This is a genomic window from Paenibacillus cellulositrophicus, from assembly GCF_009363095.1.
GTDB classification, from domain to species: domain Bacteria; phylum Bacillota; class Bacilli; order Paenibacillales; family Paenibacillaceae; genus Paenibacillus_AQ; species Paenibacillus_AQ favisporus.
Genome location: NZ_CP045295.1, coordinates 5641890 through 5663202 on the forward strand (window position 1 = coordinate 5641890; position 21313 = coordinate 5663202).

Below are 21313 nucleotides of genomic sequence, written 5' to 3' on the forward strand. Positions count from 1 at the left end.
GGCCATGGAATGCCGTAATGAGGCGTTTTAATGGAATAGATGACATGAGGAGAGGTGGATTCATGAAGAAACATCGAATCAAACGTTCCATACTGCTGATGCTCGCGCTTGTTCTCGTATTGGCCCCTTTATCGCTCGGCACACGCCCGGGTCTGGCCAGTGCGGAGCAGGAGTCGGCCGGCCCGCTATCTGAAGGCCGCATGGGAACAGCCGGAACGAGCGATGCGGCAGCAAGCGTTCCGGTAAGCATCTCAAAAGATTTTGAGGACGGGACGCTTCAAGGCTGGTACGGGCGGGGCGGCAACGAAGTCCTGACGGTTTCCCCGAATGCAGCCCATACGGGATCTTACGGCATGCAGGTCACCGGTAGAACCCAGGGCTGGAACGGCCCGCAGCTCGACGTGACCCCAATCATGGAAACGGGAAAGACGTACCATTTATCGGCTTGGGTCAAGCTGCCTGCCGGCACGGCAAGCTCGCCGGTATCGATTGTGGTCCAACGCACGACGGATGGCGCCAATGCCTATGAACTCGTCAAATCGGTCCAGGCGAGCGACAGCGGATGGGTCAAGCTCAGCGGAGAATATACCTTGCAACACCCGATTGAAAGCCTAGCCGTTTATATCGAATCCTTCGATGTTCCGACGCTTGATTTTTACGTGGACGATGTCGTGATTGAGCGCGCTCCGGATCCGGTTCCGATCGAGATTCAGAAGGACATTCCGAGCCTGAAGGACGTGTTTGCCGGCCAATTCAAGCTGGGGACGGCTGTGCTGGTCAATGAAATCCAGAATCCGAACAGCCCTGATGCGGAGCTGGTCCGGAAGCATTTCAACAGCCTGACGGCCGGCAACGAGCTGAAATGGGACGCCACCGAGCCCGCGGAGGGTCAATTCAATTTTACGGCAGCCGATAAAATTGTAAGCTTTGCCACGGAAAACGGGATCGCCATGCGGGGCCACACGCTCATCTGGCATTCTCAGACGCCGAAATGGGTGTTTTACGACAGTGACGGCAACCTCGCCAGCAAGGAGCTTCTATATGCGCGGATGAAAAAGCATATCGATACCGTCGTCGGCCGGTACAAGGGGAAAATTTACGCTTGGGACGTTGTAAACGAGGTCATTGAGCCCGGCGATCAGAAACCGGGGGGCCTCCGCAACAGCTTATGGTATCAAATTGCAGGCGAGGAATTCATTGAGAAGGCGTTCATTTATGCACATGAAGCCGATCCGGACGCCAAGCTGTTCATCAACGATTACAACACGAATGATCCCGTGAAACGGCAATTTCTGCATGATCTGATTAAGCGTCTGAAAGCCAAGGGGATTCCGGTTGACGGAGTCGGCCACCAGACGCATATCGGGATCGAATATCCCCGGGTGCAGGAATTGGATGATATGATTCAGGCGTTCCGGGATCTAGACATCGATCAGCAAATCACCGAACTGGACATGAGCATCTATACGAATGACACGGAGGCCTATGAGACGTTCCCAGCCGAGCTGCAAATCAAGCAGGCTAACCGCTACAGAGAGATCTTCGACGTATTCAGGAAGCATTCGGATCAGCTCAGTGCCGTCATATTCTGGGGCAAGGATGACCTGAACACCTGGCTGCGCACGTTCCCGGTCGTTCGCAACAATTGGCCGCTGCTGTTCGATGAACGGCTGCAAGCCAAATACGCATACTGGGCGCTCGTCGATCCGGCGAAGGTTCCGGTTGAAACGAAGCGCACGAAAGCTCTGGAGGCCAGCGTGAAGATTGACGGCCAGGCGGAAGCGGTATGGAATGTGGCGCAGGCGGTACCGATCCAGACAGGCGGCAAAGCGGCAGCGACATATAAGACATTATGGGGCGCAGGACATCTATACCTATGGGTCGATGTCGATGATGCCACAGTCAACGGCAATGATTCCGTCGAAGTGTACATTGACGGCAATAACGGCAAAACGAATGCTTATGAAGCGGACGACAAAAAGTATACGTTTCGGCGCAGCGGCGCGAATCCGCATAAACCGGCCGAGTATAACGTGGTGAAAACGGAGAAGGGATACCGGATCGAAGCCTCGATCCCGGTCGACGGTGCGCAAACCGGAAAGGAAATCGGCTTTGACGTCCGTATTCGCGACCGGTCTGGTTCAGCGGAAGAGCTGGCGTCCTGGAACGATATTCATCACAGGCAGGATACGGATACGTCCGGGTTTGGCGTATTGACGATGGTGGAAGGTCCGCGAACCGCCAAAGCTGTAAAAGGAACGGCGGTCATCGACGGAGACATCGATGACATTTGGAACAAGGCCGAGCAGATCGTAACCGACCGCTGGGTCAGCGGATCTTCGGGCTCAACGGCCAAAGTTCGAACGCTTTGGGACGATCACCGTCTGTACGTGCTGGCCGAGGTGACCGACTCTCTGGTGACCAAGCGGAGCGCCAATGCGTGGGAGCAGGATTCGGTTGAAATTTTCATCGATCAGAACAACGCACGAGCCGCTTCTTATGACAGCGACGACGGGCAGTATCGTGTGAACTTCGATAACGAGCCGTCGGTCAGCCCCGGATCGCTCGGCGCCAATTTGACATCCGCCGCGAAGCGGACCCCGACCGGCTACATCATTGAGGCCGCTGTCGATTGGCTCGGAACACCTCCAAAGGCGGGCAGCCTCATCGGGTTTGACGTGCAGGTCAATAATGACGGAAACGACGACGGGGTTCGCGACAGCGTGGCGATCTGGAATGATACGTCGGACAGAACGTGGCAAAACCTGTCTAACATCGGACTGTTAACATTGGAATAACCCCAGTGAGTGGGGGAACGAATAAAGGCCGCTCCCGGATAAACAACCGGGAAGCGGCCTTTGGTTTTAGGGAGCAGGTGGTCAGGCTTCATCGAATATACGCCATGTACGCCGAAATACGCTTAAATCACGCTGTTATGATCAGGGTCTTTCTATATTTGTTAGCGCTTACACCAGTATACGTTTTGAACTTCTTATAGAACCAGTCCATCTCGGTATAACCGACTTCATTAGCGATTTCATACACCTTCATATCGGTATTCTCCAGCAGGAATTTTGCCTTCTCCATGCGCTGCTGAAGCAGATATTCCTTGAAGGTCATCTTCTCTTCAACTTTGAATTTCTGGCCGAGGTAAGAATAGTTGAAATGAAAAATATGGGAGATTTCCTTCAGCGTGATGTTCTGATGCAGGGCCTCTTCCACATACGCCTTCACCTTGTCGATGATACCGGCCGAAGAGATGGCGGAGGCAGCTCCCTGAACGGATCCTACCCATGGGACCGGTTGATGACCGGAATACGGCGCTTCGTCCATCTCCCGCTTCACGGTCTTCAGGCTAGCCGCGAATTCCTCCGGCGTTACGGGGTCGGGCAGGTAGTCGTTCACCTGATAATACAAAGCCTTCCGGGCAAGCTGAAACTCATTGCGCCCGCCGATCAGAACGATCGGGACACGGCTTTTCTCCCGGATACGGCCACAGAGCTGAAGTCCTTCTTCCTCCGAGGCTCTCATGCTGATCAGCACCAGCTGATGATCCTTGGCGGATAGCATCGACATCGCCTCGGCAGCTGCAGCGGCATGGCACTCCAATTCAAATTCCGCTTGGTGTCTGTCCAGCATACGCTTTATCCATTCCTTCGCATGATGATCGGGATCAACAAGCAGCATCTTATACACGATATTCCCCCCTGTTTCTTTTTCGTAAATCATTGGCTCCGGTGAAGCTGCTTATCTCTCATTATGAAAAAGAACCCGATACCCAAACAATGTGCTTTTCTTTATATTGCTATCCATTGTTTACTTATTGGCCATTTGTAATGTAAGGGGTTACAAGCAACCTATATTTTGACGGGTAGAATATCTAACTTACCACAGGTTGTTGCTCTTTCAATGTAAGCGCTACACTTTGAATGTAATTGGGATGCAAATCACTTTAACGGGGGGATTAGAGGAATGCGTATGGGAAAAATGATGCTGCTGCTCTGCACACTGTTACTTGTGCTTTCGGCGTGCAGCAGCGGCGGCTCCAAAAGTGGGTCAAGCGCCGGTACGGCGGAGACGAATACGGAGACGGGTACCGAGACTGCTGCAACCAACACCGACAATAAAGGTGCGGAAGAGAAGGATGCGGAGCAAACGTACAAGACGCCTGACATGGATTTCGACATGGGCGGAAGAACGATCAAGGTCGTATCGTGGTGGGATATGACGATTCCGGAGGATAACCCGGATAACATCCAGCGCAAAAAAAATCTGGAGGAGCTGGAGAAGAAGCATAATTTCAAAATGGAATACGTCGCGATCGATTACGGCGAATACCAGCAAAAAGTGACGGCTTCCCTGTTGGCCGGCGAACCGCTTGGCGACATCGTCAGATTGGGCAAAACCTACACGATTCCGGCACTTGTGAAACAGGACTTGTTGTGGCCCATCGATGAGTATACGAAAAATCCGGTAGCCTTTAACCAAAGTGTGACCAATCAATACATGCAATATAACGGTAGGGGTTACGGTTTTTCGGAAGGGCAGGGCAACAATGTCATGGGTATTTTTTACAACCGGACGCTCATGAGCAAGCTTGGCTTGAAGTCGCTTCAAGATTATGTCAATGAAGACAGCTGGAATTGGGATACGTTTTTGCAAGTGGCCAAAGAAGCCAACAAGGATACGAACAATGACGGCAAGCTTGACTCTTGGGGGCTCGCTAACCCGGCGCCGCTCGAATTTGCGCTTGCTTCCAACGAAACGAGCTTGACGAAGGATAACAAGCAAAACCTGGAAGATCCGAAAACGACCGAAGCGCTTAATTTTATTTCCAAGATTGCGACCGAAAAAGTGGCCAGACCAACGGAAGGCGGCGACTGGACGGAGCCGGGCCAATTTTTCCGCCAAGGCAACACATTGATGTACACGGGAGCGCTCTACGAACTTAGCGGTTTCAAGAAGGATATGCCTGACGCGGATATCGGATTTGTGCCATTCCCTAAAGGGCCAAGTGCAAGCTCGTACCACTCTTACGAAGGCCTCTATCAATCCTTGTTCATTCCTAAGGCTGTAAAGGATCCGGATAAGCTGCTCTATATTTGGGAGAAAATCAACGACATCGATTCGATGTATGACTATCCGGACCAGGCTTCCTATGAGACCTCGTTTACGGACGAAAACGACATTAACAATGCGAAGGAAGTCGCCGCCAATTTGATTGTCCTCGACCACTTCACATTCCCGAACTTGAAGTTCTATGATTTCCTCGGCGAAATCACCAGTGGAACCTCGGTGTCTACTGTGGTGGAAAAGTACAAAGCGCCGTTCCAGGCAGCCATTAATGAGGTCTACGGATCGAAATAATTTCACATGTTGAAGCAGCAGTCCCTATTAGAAATTTTTTTCTAACGGGGACTGTTATTGACATGACATGTCTCTTGCTTCAGGAGGGAGAAGCGTGAACAACCGAAAGAAGAGCTACGTCGCTGTCCTGCTCGTCCTTGCCATACTGGTGTCCATTTGGGCATTCTACCCTTCCGGTTCATCCGAAGTGCGGAGCGTTCAAGCCATGGCCGATTTTGCGGCTGTTACGGGATCGGGCGGAGATGACGGCGGCTACGATGCATATGTGAAAGCCCATTCGGATGCTAAGCGCCCGGATCAGGTTATCCGGGTCGAGGGCGAGAGCTTTACCCAAACCGACGGGCCGGGATTCGAGGTTGTCCATCCGTCAGGGGAAACCGCCGTCCTCACGCCGGAGTCGGGTTCCATCAGCTGGAACGTGCCCATCGAACAAGCGGGCCTGTACAACATCCGAATCCGGTATTTGCCGGTTGAAGGCAAAAGTTCCGCGATCGAACGCGGATTGACGATCAATCAACAGCTGCCCTTTAAGGGCGCCGACCTGGTTACGTTTGACCGGGTCTGGGGCAACCGGGACGACAAGATCGGTCGCGATGACAGAGGGAACGATCTGCGTCCGAGTCAGGTAGAGAAGCCGATCTGGCAGCTCGAATCCGTCACCGACCGCAGCGGTTATTATGACGAACCCTATTTGTTCTATTTTGACAAAGGCAATCAAAGCGTGACCTTGACGGCATTGCGTGAGCCTATGGCCATCGATTATATCGAGCTGTACCAGGAAGAAGCATTAAAGACATACGCAGAAATCAAGAGCGATTATTCAACCGAAGGGCTGCAGCCGGTCAAAGACCAATACACCCTGATTCAGGCAGAGGATGCGGTGTATAAGTCCTCTCCGACCTTGTACCCGGTTTCTGACAGATCGAGCCCGACGGTTATTCCATACGATGTGTCCAAAATTCGGATCAACACGATCGGAGGGCTGAACTGGAAGCTGCCCGGACAATGGATCGAGTGGGAATTCGAAGCGCAGGAGGACGGCTTGTACCAGATCGCTTTAAAAGAGAAGCAGGATCAGCTGCGCGGCGTCTTCGCCACGCGAAGCCTGACGATTGACGGAAAGGTTCCGTTCAAGGAGATGAAGCGGATTCCTTTTGAATTCGGCAGGGACTGGAGCATGTACGTCTTGGGAGAGGATGAGCCGTACCTGTTTCATTTGACCCAAGGCAAGCACCGGATTCGCATGACGGTTTCCCTTGGCGAGCTGGCCCCGCTGATCCAGACGATCGAGTCAAGCGTGCTGCAGCTGAACGAAATGTACCGCAAAATTTTGATGATCACGTCCAATTCGCCCGATCCGTACCGGGACTACCAATTGGAGAAGCGGATCCCGGAAATGGCGGAGGTATTCCGCAAACAAGCCGAAACGATCCAGAGCGTGGCCGATTACCTGGAACAAACGACAGGCGAGCAGAGCGACAAGGTGGCCATTTTGCACACGATGGTCAAGCAGCTCCAAGAGATGGCCAAACGGCCGGATACGGTTGCGAACCGTTTGGAGGCCTTCAAGACCAACGTCGGCGGCTTGGGTACATGGATTCTGACCGTCCGGGAACAGCCGCTTACGCTGGATTATCTGGTCGTTTCCTCGCCGGATCATAAGCTGCCGAGAGCGGACGCGTCGTTTCTGCAAGTGGTGAAGCATGAAGCCGGGTCGCTCACCGCTTCTTATACCGAAGATTACGACAGCATCGGCAATACCGGCAAGCAGAAGCGGTCGACGACGGTTTGGATTACGACGGGACGGGATCAGGCGCAGGTGTTGAAAAACCTGATCGATGATTCGTTTACCCCGAAATCGGACATTTCGGTCAATCTGAAGCTCGTACCCGCCAACATCCTTCTGCCCGCGACGCTCGCCGGGGAAGGGCCGGACGTGGCCATGCAGATCGGCGAAGACGTGCCCGTGAACTATGCCATGCGGGGGGCGGCTGCCGATTTGTCGAAATTTGCCGATTATAACGAAGTCGCATCCCGCTTTCGCGACAGCGGATTGGTGCCTTACGAATATGACGGGGGCGTCTACGCGCTGCCGGAGCAGCAGTCGTTCCCGATGCTCTTTTACCGCAAGGATATCCTGAAGGAGCTTAACCTGGAGCCGCCCCAAACGTGGCAGGATATTTACAACATGATTTCGGTTCTGCAGAAGCACAACATGGAATTTTATCTGCCGATCGAGGCCGCCAACGCGAGCCTGGTGCCGAACCCGACGTTCTCCATGCTGCTGTACCAGAACGGCGGCGAATTCTACCGGAACGGGGGCAGAAAGAGCGCGCTGGATTCCGAAATCTCCATGGATGCCTTCAAGAAATGGACGCAGTTCTATACGAGCTACAAGTTCCCGCTGCTGGCCGACTTTCCGAACCGGTTCCGGACCGGCGAAATGCCGATCGGCATCGCGGATTATACGACGTACAACATGCTGACCGTCCTCGCGCCGGAAATCAAGGGGCTCTGGGAATTTACCATGGTACCCGGCACGGAGAAGAACGGCACGATCCATCATGAAGTGGCGAGCCACACGACCGGCGTGATGATGCTAGAGGGCGCACGGGATCAAGAGGCGGCTTGGGAGTTCATGAAATGGTGGACGGATAAGGATACCCAAATCGCATACGGCCGCGAGATGGAAGGGCTGATGGGCGAGGCTGCCCGTTATCCGACAGCTAACGTCGAGGCGCTCGAGGAGCTGCCTTGGCCGGTTAAAGACTATCGTAATTTGGAGAATCAGTGGAAATGGGTCCGGGGGATCCCGCAGGTTCCGGGCGGCTATTTTACCGGCCGGCATCTGGACAACGCATTCCGCAAAGTCGTCAACGCCAGCGAGAATCCCCGCGAGGCTTTGTCGGATTATCTCTTGTACATCAATGACGAAATTGCGGTCAAGCGGAAGGAATTCAATTTACCTGAACAGTAAGGGGGGAATCGGATGCAAGCCGAAACAACCAGCCCGCCCGCCGTTTCGAGCCTCGTGCAGCCGAAAAAGCAGTCGCGGCTGGCCAACGTTTGGAGAGAGCTGAAGAAAAACAAGCATTATTACATCCTGATGAGTCCGTACATGCTGATCTTTTTTGCCTTTACGGTGGTTCCGGTCGTTTTCTCGATCGTTCTGAGCTTCTTTTATTTCAATATGCTGGAATTCCCCCGGTTTGTCGGGTGGCAGAACTACTCCAGATTGTTTTTGAATGATGACGTCTTTATGATCGCTTTGAAAAATACGCTGCTGTTTGCGGTCATTTGCGGACCAATCAGCTACATTGCCTGCTTTCTGTTTGCATGGATTATCAATGAGCTGTCCCCGAAGGTCCGCGCGTTGATGACGCTTGTTTTCTATGCGCCATCGATTTCCGGCAACGTTTTCTTTATTTGGCTCATTATTTTTTCAGGCGACAGATACGGCTATTTGAACGGCTTTTTAATTAAATTCGGCTTTATGCTGGAACCGATTCAATGGCTGACGAACGAGAAGTACATTTTGCCGATCATCATGATCGTCCAGCTGTGGCTCAGCCTGGGCACCAGCTTCCTGGCTTTTATTGCGGGCCTGCAGACGATCGACAAGTCCCTGATTGAAGCAGGAGCGATCGACGGCATCCGCAACCGCTGGCAGGAGCTATGGTTCATTACGCTGCCGTCCATGAGGCCGCAGTTGATGTTCGGCGCGGTTATGCAGATCACCAGCTCGTTTGCGGTGGCCGATATCTCGGTGGCGCTCGCCGGTTTTCCCAGCGTCAACTACGCGGGACATACGATCGTCACGCACTTGATGGATTACGGAACGATCCGCTTTGAAATGGGGTATGCGTCCGCGATTGCGACGGTGCTGTTCGCCATGATGCTCGGTGCCAACAAATTGACGCAGCGATTGCTCAGAAAGGTAGGGGAGTGATTTGGTGACGAGAATGATGGCCGCCTTTCGCATGCCGAGAAGGCTGAACCGCTCTTTTACCGTCAGCTTTATGCTGTTTGCGTTCCTGGCCGTATTCGGCGCATTCATGGCGCTGCCGCTGATCTACGCCGTTAATAATGCTTTTAAACCGCTGAACGAACTGTTTCTGTTTCCGCCGCGTTTCTTCGTGAACAATCCGACGATGGACAACTTTTACGATCTGGTGGCGTTAATGGGAAATTCCTGGGTTCCGCTGTCACGGTATATCGTGAACACACTCTTCATTACGATTGTAGGGACCATCGGCCATATCCTGCTGTCGTCCGCCGCGGCCTATCCGCTGGCAAAATACCGTTTTCCCGGGTCCAAGATCCTGTTCTCGATCGTCGTCATGTCCTTGATGTTTTCCGGGCATGTTACGGCGATTCCCAACTATATGGTGATGTCTTGGCTCGGCTGGATCAATACGCACGCATCGATTATCGTCCCGTCGCTTGCGTTCCCGTTAGGCTTATTCCTGATGAAGCAGTTCATGGAGCAGATTCCGGATGCCCTGCTGGAAGCGGCCAAAATCGACGGGGCGAACGAATACCGGATTTATTGGACGATCGTCATGCCCAATGTGAAGCCTGCTTGGCTAACGTTGATGATTTTGCAGTTTCCGATGCTCTGGGGCTCAGACGGAGGCAATTTCATTTACAGCGAGAACCTCAAGACGCTTCACTACGCCTTAGGCCAAATCACCGCGGGCGGGATTGCCCGTGCCGGCGTGGGAGCTGCCGTCGCGCTGATTCTGATGGTCGTGCCGATTACACTCTTTATCATTTCGCAGAGCAACGTCCTTCAGACGATGGCGACCTCCGGAATGAAAGAATAGAGGGGAGACTAGCACGATGCGAATGAGCATACCGAAAGTGAAAAAGTACCTCCTGGTGGCTGCCCTCTGCTGCCTGCTGGGGACGAGTATAGGCGTAAATGCGGCTCACGCCGAAGGCAGCGCCTCCTACAACTATTCCTTCTGGAATGACACGACGCCGGCTCCTGCCGCATATGAGGCCACGTCCTTGTTGAACGGCGCGCAGCTTGGCGTGGGCCCCTTCAAAAACCCGAGCGACATCCACGTAACGGCCGACAAAGAGATTTACGTGCTCGATTCCGGCAACAACCGCATCATCGTCCTCGACGAGCATTTTAAGCCGGTTAAGGTGGTGGATTCCTTTGACCACAAGGGGAAAAAAGATACGTTCAATAACCCGCAAGGGATCTTCGTGACCGACCGGAAGGAGCTGTTTATCGCCGATACGGGCAATAAACGGGTGGTTCATCTGGATTCAAACTTAAGGGTGGCGGGGGTGCTTGAAGCGCCGAAGTCCGACCTGCTGCAGGCCAATTTCGATTTTCAGCCGGTTCGGGTAGTTGTTGACACGGCGCAGCGGATCTACGTCATGTCGACCGGCGTATTTGACGGTTTTATGGAATTCAATCCGGACGGGGCGTTCACCTCGTTCATCGGCGCTAACCGGGTGACGGTTGATCCGGTGGAGCTGTTCTGGAAAAGGATGTCTACGCAGGCGCAGCGGAGCCAAATGGTGATGTTCACACCTACCGAATTCACGAATCTGGATATGGATGACGAAGGCTTCATTTACGCAACAAGCGGTGACTACTCGAATAATCCGATCAAAAAGCTGAACGCTCAGGGCAACGATATTCTCCGGCGGACGGGATATCTCAGCCTGATGGGGGATATCCGGTATTCAAAAGATGTCGGCCCTTCACGGCTCATCGATATCGATGTCACCGACAGCGAAATGTATTCGGTCCTCGACTCCAAGCGGGGCAGAATCTTCACTTACAGCGGGGATGGACATTTGATGTACATATTCGGCGGCTTGGGCAACCAAATGGGCCAATTTAACACTCCCGCGGCGATTGAACGGGTCGGGGACGATTTTCTTGTGCTGGATAAGGCATTCGGCGAGATAACGGTATTTCAGACAACAGCGTACGGCCGGATGTTGAACGAAGCGGTCCGGAGCTACTACAGGGGCGATGAGGAAAAGGCGTTTGATCTCTATCAACAGGCGATCAATATGAATGCGAACCTGGAATTTGCTTATTCCGGCGTGGGCAAGGCCCTCCTTCGGAAAGGGGACTACAAAGGGGCTATGCAGTATTTCAAGGAAAGCTATGATCAAGCCAATTATTCAAAGGCGTACCTGCTTTACCGCAAAGAGGTGATGAGAGAATACTTCCCGGCAGTCATGACCGGATTGATCGTGCTTGCCGCAGCTCTCCTGCTCTTCAAAAAGCTCCGGAAGCGGATGAGGAGACAAGGAGGTGTTACGATTGAATCGTGAGCTCGTAAAATACCCGTTTTATCTCATCGTGCATCCGTTTAACGCCTATTGGGACCTGAAATACGAACGAAACAAGCGGCACATGCTGATCGCTTCCTTGATCATTTTGTTTTTGATGATCATCACCAATGTCCTTAGCAACCAGTACAGCGGCTTCCTGGTCAAAATCACCAATCCGGATGATATGAACAGCCTGATGGAAGTAGTGTACATCGTTGTCCCGGTCTTGTTCTGGTGCGTGGCCAACTGGTCGCTGACGACGCTCATGGACGGCGAAGGGAAGTTCGTTGACATTTTTACATCGACGTGCTTTGCCCTCGTTCCGATGATGATTATCAACTTCCCGTGGATCTGGCTCAGCAATGTCATATCGCTGCAGGAGACGGCGTTTTATAACTTCTGCAGCACCGCGGCCTTCCTCTGGTCGGCGTATCTTTTGTTCGTCGGCAACATGACCGTGCATCAATACTCGCCGTCGAAAACCATCGGGACGATCCTCCTGACGATCGTGGCGATGGGCTTTATGGCTTTTATCTGCCTGCTGTTTTTCGGACTGATTCAGCAGATGATTTCGTTCGTTCACGTCATTTATCAGGAAATCATGCTGAGAAACTAAAGAAAGGAGGAGAAACCATGCGCAAAGCCAGAATCGCCCTGTGGCTCCCGGTACTGATCGCGGGGATCGCGCTAGCCGGCTGTGCCGATTCGAACGCCGCCCGCTCCGGGGCCAATGATGCACCGGCTGCAGCCCAATTCACCAAGGGCCAGCCTTTGAAGGCGGCTTTCACCGACGCCCGCGCAGCCGGCATGAAAGGCGTAGCCGAAAATGAACGACTGCGGCTGTTCGTGGATGAGAGTACGGGCGCTATCGCTGTGTTAAATAAGGAAACCGGAGAGACGTGGTACAGCAACCCGCCGGAGCAGGGCAAGGACCCGCTCGCCTCGGGGGTGAACAAAGCCAACCTTTCTTCCCAGCTCAAGATCGATTATTACAACAATTTCGGCCAGGTGAATTCCATCAATACGTTCACGGACAGCGTCTCGCATAAGCAGATCAAATTCGAACCGATCCCAAGCGGGGTAAGGGTCACGTACCAGTTCGGAACCGCCGTGAAGTCGGCGGCCGATTTGCCGATGATGCTCAGCAGCGAGCGGATCGAGGCGATGCTGGGCAAGCTGGACAAAACGGGTCAGCGGGCTCTGAAAATCGCCTATAAAGAAGATCCGGATAAAAAGGTCTATGTCCGTAACGACAGCGCCTTAAATGGACTGCAGCTCGATCGCGCCTTCAAGGCATTTGACGATGCCGGATATACCGAAGAGGACCTCATGAAGGACATGGAGGAGCTGCATTTTACACAGGAGAAGCCGGAACCTCGGATATTCCTCGCATCGATCGAATATGCTCTGGACGGCGGCAGCCTAGTCGCCAAAATCCCTTCATCCGGTATTCAATATCCGAGCGCATATCCGATCGGGAATATTTCCTTCCTCAGTTTTTTTGGCGCCGGCAGTTCCAAGGAGAAGGGGGCGATCTTCGTGCCGGACGGATCCGGTGCGCTCATCCACTTCAACAACGGGAAAAAGCAGTATCCCGCTTACCAGCAGCCGGTGTACGGGGAAGACCTGACGATGAAGACGACCGAGGATGCCAAGACCGAGCAGGCGGTCCGGCTGCCGGTGTTCGGCATCATCCGGGAAAGCGGCGCGATCCTCGGCATTATCGAGGAAGGCGCATCGGCTGCGGCCATTCATGCCGATATCAGCGGAAAGCTGAACAGCTATAACTATGTATATCCCAGCTTCAATGTCATGAACAAAGGAGAAGTGACACTGCAAGCGAACGGCCAGGAGCGTACGCTCCCCAGGTTCCAGGAACAGGCGATGAAAACGGATTTTACGGTCCGGTACGCGTTCCTGAACAAAGAGGAGGCTTCTTACCAAGGCTTGGCCCGCTACTACCAGCGTTATTTGGAGCAGCATGGAGGTCTCCCTAAGCCAGAAGAGGCTGCCGCAGGTACGACAGATACGCCGTTCTACCTGCAGCTGGTCGGCGGCATCGCCAAAGAAAAGCATGTCGCCGGCATTCCTTACCGGACGATCGAGCCTCTCACGACGTTCGAACAGTCGGAGGATATCATCAACCAGATGAAGAGCCGCGACATCTCCAACATCAAACTGAAATTTTCGGGCTGGTTTAATGGCGGATTGGATCATGAGGTTCCGGATCATATTTCGGTCGATAAGGCGGTCGGCGGCAGCAATGGTTTGCGGGGATTCTTATCGTTCACGCAGGATCAAAGGGTTTCTTTCTTTCCGGATGTTGCCGTTTTGACCGCGAATACGGGAAAGGGATTCAACGAGAACGCGAATGCTGCGAGAACGCTGAGAGGCGTTCCTGCCGCTCTCTACCCGCTGGATCAGGCGCTCAATCGGAGGGACCGGGATAAGCCGCCTTCTTATGTTGTATCACCTCGGCTTACTGTTCCCTATACCAAGTCGGTGCTGGAGAGCTTGAAGGGGTATCAGACCGGCGGCATTTCACTCCGGGATCTCGCCGATCAGCTCAACAGCGATTACCGCAAGCACAATCAACTGGATCGCACGCAGTCCGAGAAACTATCGGTTCAGGCGCTGGGCAGCATCTCGCAGCAAAATTTGAAGGTCATGGCGGACGGCGGCAACGCTTATGCGCTTCCATTCTTGTCGGATATTACGAACGCACCGATGTCCGGCAGCCGATTCAAGATCGAGGACGAAGAGATCCCATTCTATCAAATGGTCATTCGGGGGTCCGTCGACTACACGGGAAGCCCGTTTAACTTGTCAACCTATACGGATGAACGGCAGTATATCCTGAGATGCCTCGAATACGGAGCGGGCGTGTACTTCGAATGGATCCATGAACCGAATGACAAAGTAAAGGATACGGATTATAACGACTTGTATGCCGTCCATTACAAGCAGTGGATCGACCAGGCTGCCGAAATGTACCGCGAGGTGAACGATGTGCTGAAGAACGTCCGGAACGAGCCGATCACGGGCCATGAGAAGCTTGGCGAAGGCGTGTTCAAGACCGTGTACGGGAACGGCATATACGTCATTGTGAACTATAACCGTACGGATGTGACGGTGGACGGCCAAACGGTGAAAGCCGAGAGCTATTTGACGGGTGGTGTGCAATCTTGAAGTCGATCATGAAAATCGGCGCGAAGCGGCGGACGTACGCCGAACAGAAGGCGCTTTGGGGTTTTATCTACGTTTTGCCGTGGCTGCTCGGATTCCTTCTCTTTTTCCTGATACCCTTAATTTCCTCATTAAGGTACAGCTTCAGCTCCATCGAAGCCAATGCTAACGGCATGAACATCAGCTTTATCGGCATCTCCAATTACGTGGAAGCCCTTACGGTCAATACGAGCTTTAACCGTACGCTGACGACCTCGATCGTAAACATGGTCATCAACGTGCCGCTCATTGTGATCTTCAGCCTGTTTTTGGCTGTACTGCTGAACCAAAGGTTTGTCGGCAGAGCCATTGCCAGATCGATCTTTTTCCTTCCGGTCATCCTGGCGTCTGGAGTCATTGCGAATTTGGAGACGTCCAGCCTCGTTCAGGCTATCAATGAGCAGAACGCCGGCGGTGCCGTGAGCGGCCTGGGGACCAGCGAGCTGACGCGGATCATGGTCAATTCCGGTGTCAGCGATAACATCGTCGCGTACCTGACGAGCGCCGTGGATCGCATCTACCAGATCGTCAGCCAGTCGGGCGTGCAAATTCTGATCTTCCTGGCAGGGATCCAGTCGGTATCCCCCCAGCTGTATGAGGCATCCAAGATCGAGGGAGCGACCGGTTACGAAGCGTTTTGGAAAATCACGCTGCCCATGGTCAGTCCGCTCATCCTGGTCAACGTGATTTATACGGTGATCGACTCGTTCTCCCGGAGCGAAATGACGACACTGATCAGGGAAACGGGATTTACAAATTTCAATTTCGGCCTCAGCTCAGCGATGGCCTGGATTTACTTCCTGGCGATCATGGTTATTTTGCTAATTATTACGTTTTTCATTTCCAAAAGAATTTTCTATCAAGAATAGAAGGAGCGTGAGCAGCGTTGATCATCGCCCGTTTGTTGTCGCTCGAAAGCTGGAAGCGCTGGCTGTGGACCGTCGTGCGGCTGGTCCTGATGGCAGGACTGTCGTTTGTCATTCTGTACCCCATTCTTCAAAAGATTTCAACGGCCATCAAGGATAAGAGCGACCTGTATTCGCCGATCGTCGTCTTTATCCCGGAGCATTATTCGCTGGACAATTTCAAAAAAGCCATCTCGATCATGGACTATTGGCACACGCTGTTCAATACGTTTACGTTATCGGCCATGACGACGATCCTGACGGCCGTGTCCTGCGCGTTTGCAGGCTACGCTTTCGCGCGGCTTAAATTCAAAGGCAGCAATTTGCTCTTTGGAGGTGTCATCCTGACCATTCTGGTGCCGCCAACGACCATTCTGATACCGATCTACATGAATTTGAAGGATTTCAGCCTCATGGGGCTGATCCCGCTGCTGACCGGGAAGTCGGTGAACCTGCTGGATTCGTACTGGCCCTTCTTTCTAACCTCAGTCACCGCAAACTCGCTGAAGGCGGGTCTGTACATTTTTATTTTCAGGCAGTTTTTCCGGGGTATCCCGAAAGAAGTGGAAGAGGCGGCTTATATCGATGGGGCGGGCGTAAGCAAAACTTTTATGCGCATCATGCTCCCGAATGCCGTTCCGGCCATCGTTACCGTGCTGTTGTTTTCGTTCGTATGGCAGTGGAATGACAGCTTCTTTACGACAACGTATTTAACGTCGGGCAAAGTGATGTCCACCCAACTGGCGTCGCTGCCGCACAACCTCTCCATCATGCTCGAGGGCGGGGTTGCGACCAACAAGGATCCTTTCTATATGAGCATGGTCCAGGATACCGGCATATTGCTGGCGATCCTGCCGCTGATCATTATTTATTTGTTCGTGCAGCGTTACTTTGTGGAAAGCATCGAACGGACCGGCATCGTCGGGTAAGGTTGGGTTATGGTATTAACAAAAAAGCAGCATGCGGGACCGCATGCTGCTGCTCTATTTTATTTATCTATAAGGAGAAGGTTTCTATTGGAAACGGATAGAAAGCTGCTTGATTTAATCTCAAGGCCGTAAATCACCCGATTGCCGGTACTCACGAGGCGTGCAGCCCACAATACGCCGGAATTGTCTGGAGAAATGCTCGACATTTTTGTATCCGCACAGCTCGCTGATATCAGCGATTCGGAGCGATCCGTGGATCAACCTTTCCTTGGCGAGGCGGATCCTGCACTGGATAACGTCGTCCATGCAGGAAATCCCGAAAGTCGCCTTATACAGCGTTTGCAGGTACCCGGGGCTCAAGTGAACGTCATCGGCCATGGAAGGGACGCTCCATTCAGCGCCGGGACGGTTATGGATCGCCTTGCGCAGATTCAGCAGTTTCTGGTAATGCGGCGAATTTTCCTTGGATTGAAAAGCTTCGAGCAGCTTGTTGAACAAGATCCGAAACAGGTAGTCGATCGAGAGCTCCCGGTAATCGCAGCTGAAAAAATTTTCGGTGGCCAGAAGCTGAAACAGCTGGCGGCAGTACCCGGGATCCGGGACCGGAATCGGAACGCCCTGCGGAAGTGTTGTTTCCAAAACGTAGGATTCGTCCGTCTCGAAACGGACCCAGTCATTCACAAATTGGCCTGAGCAGGCGCGGTACATAATCTTTTGCTGAGGGGGAAAGAGAACGGCACAGTTTGCCGAATACTCCCGGATTTCTCCTTGAACCCAGAACTCGGCCGGCGTTTGCGTAAGAATCAGCAGCCAAAAATCATGTCCTTCCGGAATGTCATAAATAAAGTCTCCGGGATGGGCAGCATCATATCCGACATAGTAAATGGATGTCGTCATCACGATCTCCAATCTTAGAATAGATCAAGTTTCTGTCAGCATAGATCATTCATTGCTGAGATGTCCTAATTTATAATTTCATAGTAAACCCAATATAAAGTCAATAGAATAATCAGAAATGGCGTTACTCCGTCAGCAAATCCGTATTTGAAATGATCAATAAAGGTGTGGCATGCCATGATATTGAAAAGCGAATTTATCAAAGTACTATGCTATACCCGCACTCCGCAGGAGGACATCATCTATGCACCTAGACTGGCATACAGCATGCATCTTGCCTACAGCGAGGACGGCAGGCATTTCCATGCCTTGAACCATAATTCAGGCGTTCTGTTCGCCAAGGCAACGAACCATGATAACGGGACGCTCCGGGCCAAAAGCCTGAAAAATCCGTACCTCTTCCGTATGGCCGACGGAAAATTCGGTGTCGTTGCCGTACGGACGGAGGCGGATGGACAGCAGGATGAAGAGAGCCGAGGAGCGGTGCTGTTCTTTACTTCCGACGATTTGCTGCAGTATCAAGAAATCGGGCTTGTCGATTTGAAGAGCGATGCTTACGCCCATGATGTCGCTTGCGAGTACGATGAATCAAGCCAGGCATACGTCATCCGGTGGAGCGACGGGAAGGGCGGCAGCTACCAAAATAAGATTCAGGACCTTTATGATTTGGCTGGCGCCGGGACTCCGGAAAAAGCGGAGGCGTTTACGCTCGAAGCCGTATCGGCAGACATTGAAGGCGTCCAGCCCCGTAACGTGATCCGCGTTCCGCGGGAAACGGCACAACGCCTCGTATGCCGGCTTACGGTTCCCGAGAATGTCGCCATTGAAGTTCCGGATAGCATCAAGGCGGCATCGGCCATGGATTTGAAAGCGCTCAAAGCGACCGCGGTATACAGTGACGGCACCACGGCCCCCAAAGCCGTAGACTGGGATACGGCAGCGGTTCGCTGGGATCAGGCGGGAACCTATCGGGTGAAGGGAAGGGTTCGTCAGGAGCATTATGCGTTTCCGATCGCGCCGAACCGGGCGGACCCTTGCATCGCGAAATGGAACGGCAAGTATTATTTCATTGCGACCAACGACGCCGACGGCAACCGAACCTTGTATATCCGGGAAGCAGAGACGATATCCGGTCTTGTTCAGGCCGGCGAGTCTTTAATCTTGGATACACAAACCTATGATCACATTAAAGGGCTGTTATGGGCGCCCGAGTTCCATATTATCGAGGACGGGCTGTACATTTTTCATGCGGCAACGACAGGCGAATTTTTCTATGAAGAGTGCCACGTGATGAAGCTGCGCGAGGGTGGGGATCCCACTTGCGCCGCTGACTGGTCGATGCCCCGGCGCGTCGTCAGGAAAGACGGTACCGAGTTATGCGAGGCGGGCAAGGTGATCTCCCTGGACATGACCGTCATCCAGGTGAACGGGGATTGTTATGCGGCTTGGTCGGAGCGGCAATTCGTGCCTGTAGATCTTGGCGCCTGGGTTTATATCGCGAAATTGGATCCGAAGGAGCCGTGGAGGCTGGCGAGCGATCCGGTGCTGCTGACCAAGCCGGACTTTGGCTGGGCCAATAACCATACCTTTGTCGATGAAGGGCCGTTTGCTTTGATCCGGGACGGCAGGATTTTTGTAACCTTTTCGAGCGCGGCGGTAGACGCTACTTATTGTGTAGGCCTGCTGACCGCCGACGCGAATGCGGACCTGCTGGATCCCGGCAGCTGGACGAAGGGCAATTATCCGCTGCTGACGTCGAGAAGCGTCCCGGGCGAATACGGTCCGGGCCATAATTCTTACATTACCGATGACGATGGCGTCACTTGGAACGTATACCATGCCCGACCGGGAGTAGAGGGGCCGAGAGGCTCCGGAATCCGCCGCGTTCATTTCGGCATGGACGGATATCCGGTGCTTGATTTAACGGAAGAAAGGGATTTGAACCCGGCTTTGGCCGAGGTGTCGATCGAAATCATTGTACAACGCGATTAGGAAGGGGCAGAGAGAACATGTATCCAAATCCGATTATATGGGCCGATTATCCGGATCTTGACGTGATCCGGGTAGAGGATACCTACTATATGGTGAGCACGACGATGCACATGATGCCGGGCTGCGTCATTCTGCGATCATATGACCTGATTCAATGGGAGGTGGCTTCACATGTGTACGACGTATTGGACAATACGCCGGCGCAGCGGCTCGAAGACGGCCAACATATTTACGGCCAGGGCATGTGGGCGCCATCTTTTCGTTACCACGAGGGAAAATTCTACGTCATCTTCGTGGCGAACGATACCCGCCGGACTTACCTGTACACGGCAGATAGCGTAACCGGTCCATGGACGAAGCAATACATCGAGGGCTTTTATCACGACTGCTCCCTGCTGTTTGACGATGACGGCCGGTCGTACCTGATATACGGCAATACCGAGATTCGCCTGCTCGAATTGAAGGAGTATCTTTCCGGTCCCAAACCCGGCGGGCTGAACCGCGTTATCGTGAAAGATCGGGAGCCGTATCATCTCGGGTACGAGGGTGCCCACTTTTATAAGATCGATGGCAGGTATTATGCTTTCTTTATCCATATTTCGAAGGCTTCAGGGCGCCGAACGCAGGCCTGCTTTGCGGCGGATTCCCTGGAGGGCGAATTTACGGGCGGAGAGGTCTTTAATGACGATATGGGGTATTTCAATTCAGGCGTAGCGCAGGGAGGCATCGTGGATACGCCGGACGGGAAATGGGTGGCTGTGCTGTTTCAGGATCACGGCGCCGTCGGCCGGATTCCGGTGCTTGTTCCGCTGCGCTTTGAGAACGGTTTTCCGGTATTCGCCAAAGCAGCACCCCCAATGATCGAGCTGCCAAGCACAAGACCGGGGTATACCTACCAGCCTTTGGTTGGAAGCGATGACTTTGATTACACGCCGGACGAAGACGGCAAAGTACGCCTGAAGGATGTTTGGCAGTGGAATCATACGCCTGACGATGCATTATGGTCCGTAACGGACAAACCGGGAGCCTACCGGGTCACATCCGGCAAGATCAGCCCCAATTTGACGTTTGCGGTCAATACGCTGACGCAGCGCGCCATGGGACCGGCATGCGAGGTGACAGTCACGCTGGACGGCAGCGGGCTGAAGGATGGCGATTATGCAGGTTTATGCTTTTTGATCGGTACGTACGGCTTGATCGCCCTGACCAAGGAGGCCGGCCAATTCTACCTGGTGATGCTGGCCAGGGAGGCCAAAGATCACTCCATTTTCGGCAAATTGGTCGACGAAGAGCCCGGGACCGAGCTCGCCAGAATTCCCGTTTCCGGAAACACCGTCACACTCAAGACGATCGGCAATTTCGTGAACAATGCGGATGAGTGCATGTTTTATTACCGGGATGGTGCGGATTGGAGGCAGCTCGGGATTACGCACAAGATGGTATACAAGCTGGACCATTTTATGGGATGCCGCATCGGTCTGTTTTTGTTTTCCACCCGCGAGGTCGGAGGGACGGCGGATTTTTCCGATTTTCAATACCAGGTGCTGAAGTAACCCGACTTCCGTTCGCTCCTTATCCAAAAGGGGGGGCCTGTGGGAATGTCCTCGTTTGAGCTGGATGTTATTTTGAAAGTCGCAAGGTGTGGTCGAAGACAACCATACTTTGCCGGGTGAGGACACGGTCAATGGC

The 21313-nt window shown here is 53.2% G+C and carries 14 protein-coding genes; 12 read left to right on the forward strand and 2 right to left on the reverse strand.

Features of this window, described 5'->3' with window-relative positions; translation table 11 throughout:
* The first annotated feature begins 62 nt into the window (after positions 1 to 62).
* The gene (locus tag GCU45_RS25785) at positions 63 to 2798 is read left to right on the forward strand and encodes an endo-1,4-beta-xylanase (RefSeq protein ID WP_152401534.1); all 2736 of its coding nucleotides are present in this window, start codon (positions 63 to 65) and stop codon (positions 2796 to 2798) included.
* A 127-nt stretch (positions 2799 to 2925) separates the two neighbouring features.
* Here the strand turns inward: GCU45_RS25785 and GCU45_RS25790 are convergent, their stop codons facing one another.
* Entirely contained in the window at positions 2926 to 3687 is a 762-nt protein-coding gene (locus tag GCU45_RS25790; protein WP_152403334.1) for a helix-turn-helix domain-containing protein, read from the reverse strand.
* Positions 3688 to 3972: 285 nt separating this feature from the next.
* Between GCU45_RS25790 and GCU45_RS25795 the strand changes: the two genes are divergently transcribed.
* The 9 genes from GCU45_RS25795 to GCU45_RS25835 all read left to right on the forward strand — a co-directional run bounded on the left by GCU45_RS25795 (position 3973) and on the right by GCU45_RS25835 (position 16735).
* The gene (locus GCU45_RS25795; RefSeq protein ID WP_152401536.1) at positions 3973 to 5367 is read left to right on the forward strand and encodes an ABC transporter substrate-binding protein; all 1395 of its coding nucleotides are present in this window, start codon (positions 3973 to 3975) and stop codon (positions 5365 to 5367) included.
* A gap of 94 nt (positions 5368 to 5461) precedes the next feature.
* On the forward strand, positions 5462 to 8344 hold the full coding sequence (locus GCU45_RS25800; RefSeq protein ID WP_152401537.1) for an extracellular solute-binding protein: 2883 nt from the start codon (positions 5462 to 5464) through the stop codon (positions 8342 to 8344).
* 12 nt (positions 8345 to 8356) lie between these two features.
* Positions 8357 to 9316 carry a carbohydrate ABC transporter permease gene (locus GCU45_RS25805; RefSeq protein ID WP_152401539.1) on the forward strand — a complete coding sequence of 320 codons (960 nt, stop codon included), beginning with the start codon at positions 8357 to 8359 and terminating at the stop codon, positions 9314 to 9316.
* 13 nt (positions 9317 to 9329) lie between these two features.
* Positions 9330 to 10193, forward strand: coding sequence for a carbohydrate ABC transporter permease (locus GCU45_RS25810; protein WP_094599220.1), 864 nt, complete (start codon positions 9330 to 9332; stop codon positions 10191 to 10193).
* A gap of 16 nt (positions 10194 to 10209) precedes the next feature.
* Positions 10210 to 11676, forward strand: coding sequence for a hypothetical protein (locus GCU45_RS25815; protein WP_152401540.1), 1467 nt, complete (start codon positions 10210 to 10212; stop codon positions 11674 to 11676).
* Positions 11666 to 12292 (forward strand): Yip1 family protein, encoded by a 627-nt coding sequence (locus GCU45_RS25820; protein WP_152401541.1) that lies wholly within the window; start codon positions 11666 to 11668, stop codon positions 12290 to 12292. The genes GCU45_RS25815 and GCU45_RS25820 overlap by 11 nt, the downstream gene beginning before the upstream one ends.
* 17 nt (positions 12293 to 12309) lie before the next feature.
* Positions 12310 to 14865 (forward strand): DUF5696 domain-containing protein, encoded by a 2556-nt coding sequence (locus tag GCU45_RS25825; RefSeq protein WP_152401543.1) that lies wholly within the window; start codon positions 12310 to 12312, stop codon positions 14863 to 14865.
* A complete protein-coding gene (locus tag GCU45_RS25830) occupies positions 14862 to 15770 on the forward strand; it encodes a carbohydrate ABC transporter permease (protein WP_076169185.1) in 909 nt (302 codons plus the stop codon). The genes GCU45_RS25825 and GCU45_RS25830 overlap by 4 nt, the downstream gene beginning before the upstream one ends.
* 17 nt (positions 15771 to 15787) lie before the next feature.
* Positions 15788 to 16735 (forward strand): carbohydrate ABC transporter permease, encoded by a 948-nt coding sequence (locus GCU45_RS25835; protein WP_076169184.1) that lies wholly within the window; start codon positions 15788 to 15790, stop codon positions 16733 to 16735.
* A 120-nt stretch (positions 16736 to 16855) separates the two neighbouring features.
* Here GCU45_RS25835 and GCU45_RS25840 read toward each other — a convergent pair whose 3' ends face one another.
* On the reverse strand, positions 16856 to 17632 hold the full coding sequence (locus GCU45_RS25840) for a helix-turn-helix domain-containing protein (RefSeq protein WP_152401545.1): 777 nt from the start codon (positions 17630 to 17632) through the stop codon (positions 16856 to 16858).
* Positions 17633 to 17809: 177 nt separating this feature from the next.
* On the opposite strand from GCU45_RS25840, the gene GCU45_RS25845 reads away from it, so the two are divergent.
* Positions 17810 to 19624 (forward strand): family 43 glycosylhydrolase, encoded by a 1815-nt coding sequence (locus GCU45_RS25845; protein WP_152401546.1) that lies wholly within the window; start codon positions 17810 to 17812, stop codon positions 19622 to 19624.
* Positions 19625 to 19641: 17 nt separating this feature from the next.
* Positions 19642 to 21177 (forward strand): glycoside hydrolase family 43 protein, encoded by a 1536-nt coding sequence (locus GCU45_RS25850; protein WP_152401548.1) that lies wholly within the window; start codon positions 19642 to 19644, stop codon positions 21175 to 21177.
* Positions 21178 to 21313: the final 136 nt, after the last annotated feature.